Annotated in this window: 6 protein-coding genes; 3 read left to right on the top strand and 3 right to left on the bottom strand. The window is 41.5% G+C overall.

Annotated elements, in window-relative coordinates; translation table 11 throughout:
* Positions 1 to 35 precede the first annotated feature (35 nt).
* The 3 genes from MICAI_RS17995 to MICAI_RS17985 all read left to right on the top strand — a co-directional run bounded on the left by MICAI_RS17995 (position 36) and on the right by MICAI_RS17985 (position 4,089).
* Entirely contained in the window at positions 36 to 1,637 is a 1,602-nt protein-coding gene (locus MICAI_RS17995) for a B12-binding domain-containing radical SAM protein (protein WP_008205537.1), read from the top strand.
* Between the two features lie 193 nt (positions 1,638 to 1,830).
* On the top strand, positions 1,831 to 3,231 hold the full coding sequence (locus MICAI_RS17990) for an ABC transporter substrate-binding protein (RefSeq protein ID WP_008205535.1): 1,401 nt from the start codon (positions 1,831 to 1,833) through the stop codon (positions 3,229 to 3,231).
* Positions 3,232 to 3,363: 132 nt separating this feature from the next.
* Positions 3,364 to 4,089 (top strand): WecB/TagA/CpsF family glycosyltransferase, encoded by a 726-nt coding sequence (locus tag MICAI_RS17985; protein ID WP_008205533.1) that lies wholly within the window; start codon positions 3,364 to 3,366, stop codon positions 4,087 to 4,089.
* A 9-nt stretch (positions 4,090 to 4,098) separates the two neighbouring features.
* On the opposite strand, the gene ureG is transcribed toward MICAI_RS17985, so the two are convergent.
* From ureG to MICAI_RS17970, 3 genes are all read right to left on the bottom strand, one after another.
* Complete coding sequence (gene ureG / locus MICAI_RS17980) at positions 4,099 to 4,692, bottom strand: urease accessory protein UreG (protein WP_002792251.1); 594 nt, start codon at positions 4,690 to 4,692, stop codon at positions 4,099 to 4,101.
* A gap of 175 nt (positions 4,693 to 4,867) precedes the next feature.
* Complete coding sequence (locus tag MICAI_RS17975; RefSeq protein ID WP_008205529.1) at positions 4,868 to 5,455, bottom strand: Maf family protein; 588 nt, start codon at positions 5,453 to 5,455, stop codon at positions 4,868 to 4,870.
* A 128-nt stretch (positions 5,456 to 5,583) separates the two neighbouring features.
* On the bottom strand, positions 5,584 to 5,994 hold the full coding sequence (locus MICAI_RS17970) for a hypothetical protein (RefSeq protein ID WP_008205527.1): 411 nt from the start codon (positions 5,992 to 5,994) through the stop codon (positions 5,584 to 5,586).
* Positions 5,995 to 6,000 lie beyond the last annotated feature (6 nt).

Genomic DNA, 6,000 nt, shown 5'->3' with positions numbered 1-6,000 from the left:
CGGTAGTCACTGACAACTGATAATTGATAACTGAAATGACCATCTTACAAGACGAAAAACTACTCTTTACTTCCGCAATCCCCCACAGTGATGCCATTAGAACCATTTTTGCTTTTCCTAATCAGTATTCCGTGGGTATAACCAGTTTAGGTTATCAAATTGTCTGGGCAACTTTAGCCCTGCGATCAGATATACAAGTTAGTCGTTTATTTACGGATTTTCAAGAATCTTTACCCCGTTATCCCGAATTAGTCGGCTTTTCCTTTTCTTGGGAATTGGACTATGTTAATATCCTCTCGCTGTTAGAATCTTTAGAAATTCCTTGCCACAGTCATCAACGGCAAGATCGAGAAGCGATAATTTTTGGTGGTGGGCCAGTTTTAACCGCTAATCCCGAACCTTTTGCCGCTTTTTTTGATGTAATTTTATTGGGAGATGGTGAAAATTTAATTGCCGATTTGATTAATGCGTATCAAGAGGTTAGAAATGCTGATCGCTCGACAAAACTCCGTCATTTAGCCCAGGTTCCGGGGGTATATGTTCCTAGTTTATATACCGTTAATTATGATAGTCCCGAAGGTGAAATTACAGCAATTCTACCCATAGATAATAATGTTCCTGCCTTTGTTAGTAAACAAACCTATCGCAGTAACACTCTTTCTGCTTCTACGGTGGTAACAAAACAAGCCGCATGGGAGAATATTTATATGGTAGAGGTGGTGCGAAGTTGTCCAGAAATGTGCCGTTTTTGTTTAGCTAGTTATCTAACTTTACCCTTTCGTACCGCTAGTTTAGAATCTTTAATACCTGCCATTGAAAAAGGTTTAAAAGTGACCGATCGCTTGGGTTTATTAGGTGCTTCCGTCAGCCAACATCCTGAATTTGAAACCTTACTCGATTATCTTTTTCAAGCAAAATTTGAGGGAGTTAGACTCTCTATCGCTTCGGTTAGAACTAATACTGTCACAGAAAAATTAGCCAGAATTTTATCCCTAAGAGACAGCAAATCAATTACTATTGCCGTAGAAAGTGGTTCCGATCGCCTGCGGGAAATTATCAACAAAAAGTTAGCCAATGATGAAATTATCCAAGCTGCTATTAATGCCAAAGCGGGCGGTTTAAAAGGGATAAAACTCTATGGTATGGTGGGAATACCGGGAGAAGAAGCCGAAGATATCGCAGCGACTGTGGAAATGTTAATAGCCTTAAAAAAAGCCGCCTCTGGACTGCGAATCTCTTTCGGTTGCAGCACCTTTGTGCCTAAATCCCACACTCCTTTTCAGTGGTTTGGAGTTAATAAAATGGCTGAAAAAAGATTAAAATATCTAGAGAAACAATTAGGTAAACAGGGCATAGAATTTCGTCCAGAAAGTTATAATTGGTCGGTGATTCAAGCCCTATTATCTAGAGGTGATCGCCGCTTAACTTCCCTATTAGAATTAACCCGTGGCTACGGTGATTCTTTGGGCAGTTATAAACGGGCTTTTAAGGAACTAAAAGGACAAATTCCCCCTCTAGATTATTACGTCCATCAGCAATGGCGTTTAGAACAGGTTTTACCCTGGAGTCATTTACACGGTCCTTTATCCTCCAATGTTTTGGTAAAACATTTGGAAGATTCCCAAACAAAAAGGTAAAGTATCCCTAATAAACTAAGACGCATTTAAACAATGTCTTGACTATCAGACCCGCAATGAGGTATTCTATCAAGGTAGAGCGGATATTGGTGACATTCAGACTTGGATTAGCCCTATGAAAAACAAAAAAATGTTACTTTTATTAACTATAAATCTCGATTAAACCATTAATTTAATCTTAGTTGATCAGCCCATGAGCCAGAAAAATGAGACCGTTCCCCTGCTTTTAGCCCTGCTGATTACCCTACTATTTTTTGGGGCAGGTAGTTGGTGGTTATACAATCGTTTTCAAGAAAGATATAACCCAACCAATCTTCCTGAACTGGGGCAAAAACCGGTATCGCCACAAGCAAGATTTAGTCAAGGGGAAAACTTATTAATAGTTGAAGGGGCTTCTTTTGACAAACAAGCCGCCATACAGGCACTCGGAAAAGGAGACTTTCAGCAAGCAGTTTCCCTCCTAGAAAAATCCCTGCAAACTAATCAAAATGATCCGGAAGCTCTCATCTACTTAAATAACGCCCGTATTGGTCAAGCTAAGTCCTATACTATCGCCGTTTCCGTGCCAATTGGGGGCAGTGTCAACACCTCCCTAGAAATTTTACGAGGAGTTGCCCAATCTCAAAATCAAATCAATCAAGCCGGGGGAATTAATGGCACTCCTTTAAAAGTTCTCATTGCTGATGATGCTTATAATCCCGAAATTGCCGCTCAAATTGCCCAAAAATTAGCGGCTGACAACAGTATTTTAGGAGTAGTAGGACACACTAGCAGTGACACCTCTTTAGCGGCGGCTGCTATCTATCAAAAAGCAGGATTAGTAATGATTTCCCCCGTCAGTACCTCAGTTAAACTCTCCAATTTTGGTGACTATATTTTTCGTTCTGTTCCCAGTGATTTTGTGGCGGCACGGGCATTAGCCGAATCTAGCTTGCAAAAAAATCCTAACGTCAAGGCAGTGGTATTTTTTAACTCCCAAAGTAATTATAGTCAATCCCTAAAATCTGAATTTACCACCGCTTTAGGATTAGGAGGAGGTCAAGTGGTGAGTGAATTTGATCTATCTTCCCTGACTTTTTCCCCGTCTAAAAGCCTCCAACAAGCTCAACAGGAGGGAGCAAATCTAATCGCCCTTCTTGGGGATAGTGGTACCCTAGATAAGGCTTTGCAGGTGGTTCAAATCAACGGTCGAAAATTACCGATTGTGGCGGGTGATGACGTTTATAGCCCGAAAACTCTGGATGTAGGCGGAAAAAATGCCCTGGGCATGGTTGTGGCTGTCGCTTGGCATTTGGGGGCTAATCCGAATAGTCCTTTTGTGAATAATTCCCGCCAATTGTGGCAAGGAGACGTAAATTGGCGCACTGCCACCGCCTATGACGCTACCCAGGCTTTAATCGCTGGCATTAAGGCAGAATCTAGCCGCGAGGGAGTTCAACGGGCGTTAAGAAGCAGTGATTTTTCTGTGCCCGGGGCGACTAATCCCGTGCGATTTTTACCGTCTGGCGATCGCAATCAATCCGTGCAATTAGTGGTAGTTGAACCCGGTTCTCGTTCTAGTTTTGGGATGGATTTTGTGCCAATTTCTCGATAAAATGACAACTAAATCAAGATGAATTATAAGTAAGTATTTATAATTAAATTGAAGATAGATTTTACCTCTGATCCCCCCTTAATCCCCCCTTAATAAGGGGGGTGTCTGACAACTTTTAGCACCTACCTACTTATGTTAGAAACTCCCCCCAAATATTCTGTTCTTGGTTTACCGGTTCATCTCCTCGATAACTACAGTCGTTGGTTAATCGATCGCCTCTATCAAGGTTTTGGTTCCCACGTTGTCACTCTTAATGCAGAAATGGCAATGTTAGGGGAAAATGATGCTAAAGTAGCCCAAGTTATTCGGGAAGCAGATTTAGTTATTCCCGACGGCGCGGGGATTGTTATTTACTTAAAATTAAGGGGCAAAAAACAAACCCGCTGCCCCGGTATCGAATTATCAGAATCCTTAATTACTGAGTTAGGAATGCAGGGAGAGAGTTTTCCTATTGCTTTTTTTGGTGGTAAACCGGGGATTACAGAACAAGCGGCAAGTAATTGGCAGAAAAAGATACCTAATATCCGCATTCTGGCTAACCACGGTTATCTATCCTCCGAGGAAATGTCCGATTGGATCGAGGTGTTAAAAGATCAACAACCGCGGTTAATTTTAGTTGGTTTGGGAGTACCCCGACAAGAATATTGGATTAGGGAACATCGAAAGATCTGTCCCCAAGCTATCTGGGTAGGTGTGGGGGGTAGTTTTGATATCTGGTCCGGGACAAAAATCCGCGCCCCTCGCTTTTTCTGTGACAATAATTTAGAGTGGTTGTATCGACTCTATCAGGAACCTTGGCGCTGGAAAAGAATGTTAGCTTTACCTAAATTTTTCTGGCGCTCTCTTTTTTATTCCTAGTAATAGTTATTATAAATTCTTTTCGATAAAGGCAATCACTCGCTCTAATCCTTCCCGTGTTTTCAAGTTGGTGAAGATAAAGGGTTTATCCCCGCGCATCTTTTTGGCATCTCTATCCATCACCCCTAAATCTGCCCCCACCATCGGGGCTAAATCTATTTTATTGATTACCAATAGATCCGATTTGGTGATACCCGGTCCCCCCTTGCGAGGAATTTTATCTCCGGCTGCCACGTCAATCACATAGATGGTTAAATCTACTAATTCGGGGCTAAAGGTTGCCGCTAAATTGTCACCACCACTTTCCAGAAAAATTAGCTTTAAGTTAGCAAATTTTCTCTCTAACTGTTCAATGGCAACTAAGTTAATTGAGGCATCCTCGCGAATAGCTGTATGGGGACATCCTCCCGTTTCTACTCCTAAAATTCTTTCCGGGGCTAAAGCTTGTGATCGCACTAAAAATTGGGCATCTTCTTGAGTATAAATGTCATTGGTGACTACGGCGATCGGATATTGATCCCGCAAATTTTTACACAGAGCATCGAGCAGGGCTGTTTTTCCTGAACCCACTGGACCGGCAATTCCCACGCGCAAGCAAGACATAGTTTTTTCGGGAAAAAGTGAAAAGGAAAGGGTTAAAAATTTTGGGGCTATCCGATAGAAAAAAGAGGGGTTCGCAGGGCGACACGGATTCCCATTATAATAAAAGGTTAACACAAATTTGAGAATTTGTCAAGCCCTTTTGTCAATAAATTTGGGGAAATTATCAGCCAAAATATCACCAAAAGTCAGTGATTTGGTAGCCAAAATCCGTTAACATCTGCCTAAATAGGGGTAAACTTAAACCGATAACATTGCTGTGACATCCCTCTAATCTTTCCACGAATAGACCCCCCTTTCCTTCTAGGGCAAAACAGCCGGCACATTTGAGGGGTTCTTCGGTGTCAACGTAGGCAATAATTGTTTCATCGCTGATATTGGCAAAGTGAACTTTAGTGATCCCACAACGAGTCAAAGTTTGATGATTAACTCGATCGATTAAAGCATGACCTGTATAGAGTGTACCCACCTGACCGCGCATTTTTTGCCAACGCTCGATCGCTTCTGATTTATCCTTGGGTTTGCCATAGACTTCCCCCGCTACTTCTAAGACGGAATCGCAACCAAGAATCAATCCTGTATCAAATTTAGGGGCGATCGTTTGCGCTTTACATTGGGCTAAAGTTTGGACAAGATGGAGAGTATCATCGGCATTAATTGTCGATTCATCAAAGTTACTCACCTGCACAATTGGATCGATTCCCACCATTTGTAATAGTTTTTTACGCGCAGGAGAAGCGGAAGCAAGAATCAAGGGTATGGACATAAGTTTTAAAGGAAAAAGGAGAAAAGTTAGGTAGGGTGGGTTAGGCAATGACAAATTATTAGACTTAATTATCAATTTATCTATTTGCCGTAACCCACCATCAGTTATCAGGTTTTTAGCTATTTCTGCTAGGAATTGGCAGGATTTTCGGGGGGAAAATAACGCTCTAAAATCTCAACCATGCGGGATTCTCTTTCTTCATTGTTAAATCGATTGTAAAAATCTGACTGAACCTCATAAAAATCTGACCTCGATCGAGTTAATTGTCCTAGCAGTTGATCAAGTCCCTGTCTGTCTTTTTCCCATTCTTTTTTAGACTGAGCAAGACTATTAGTTAACGCTTCGATCAATTTGACGTTAGAATTAGCGATCGCTCTAGTTTCTTTTAATCCCTGATTGGTTTCCTGTCGTCCTAATTTAATCTCCTGTAATCCTAATCTAATCTCCTGTAATCCTGATTTAATCTCCCGTAGTTCTGTTAGGGTATTTTCAGCAAGAGATTCGAGTCTATCTAGTCTATTTTCTTCCGAGTTACTCATATTCAG

It is taken from the genome of Microcystis sp. T1-4 (genome assembly GCF_000297435.1).
Classification (GTDB): domain Bacteria; phylum Cyanobacteriota; class Cyanobacteriia; order Cyanobacteriales; family Microcystaceae; genus Microcystis.
Note: the sequence above shows the minus strand (reverse complement) of the source record. Positions and strands in the feature narration are given on the sequence as shown.

Bases quoted from the DNA above. Each gene is read 5' to 3' on its own strand.
- MICAI_RS17995 (WP_008205537.1), top strand. From the start codon at position 36: ATGACCATCTTACAAGACGAAAAACTACTCTTTACTTCCGCAATCCCC.
- MICAI_RS17990 (WP_008205535.1), top strand. From the start codon at position 1,831: ATGAGCCAGAAAAATGAGACCGTTCCCCTGCTTTTAGCCCTGCTGATT.
- MICAI_RS17985 (WP_008205533.1), top strand. From the start codon at position 3,364: ATGTTAGAAACTCCCCCCAAATATTCTGTTCTTGGTTTACCGGTTCAT.
- ureG (WP_002792251.1), bottom strand. From the start codon at position 4,692: ATGTCTTGCTTGCGCGTGGGAATTGCCGGTCCAGTGGGTTCAGGAAAA.
- MICAI_RS17975 (WP_008205529.1), bottom strand. From the start codon at position 5,455: ATGTCCATACCCTTGATTCTTGCTTCCGCTTCTCCTGCGCGTAAAAAA.
- MICAI_RS17970 (WP_008205527.1), bottom strand. From the start codon at position 5,994: ATGAGTAACTCGGAAGAAAATAGACTAGATAGACTCGAATCTCTTGCT.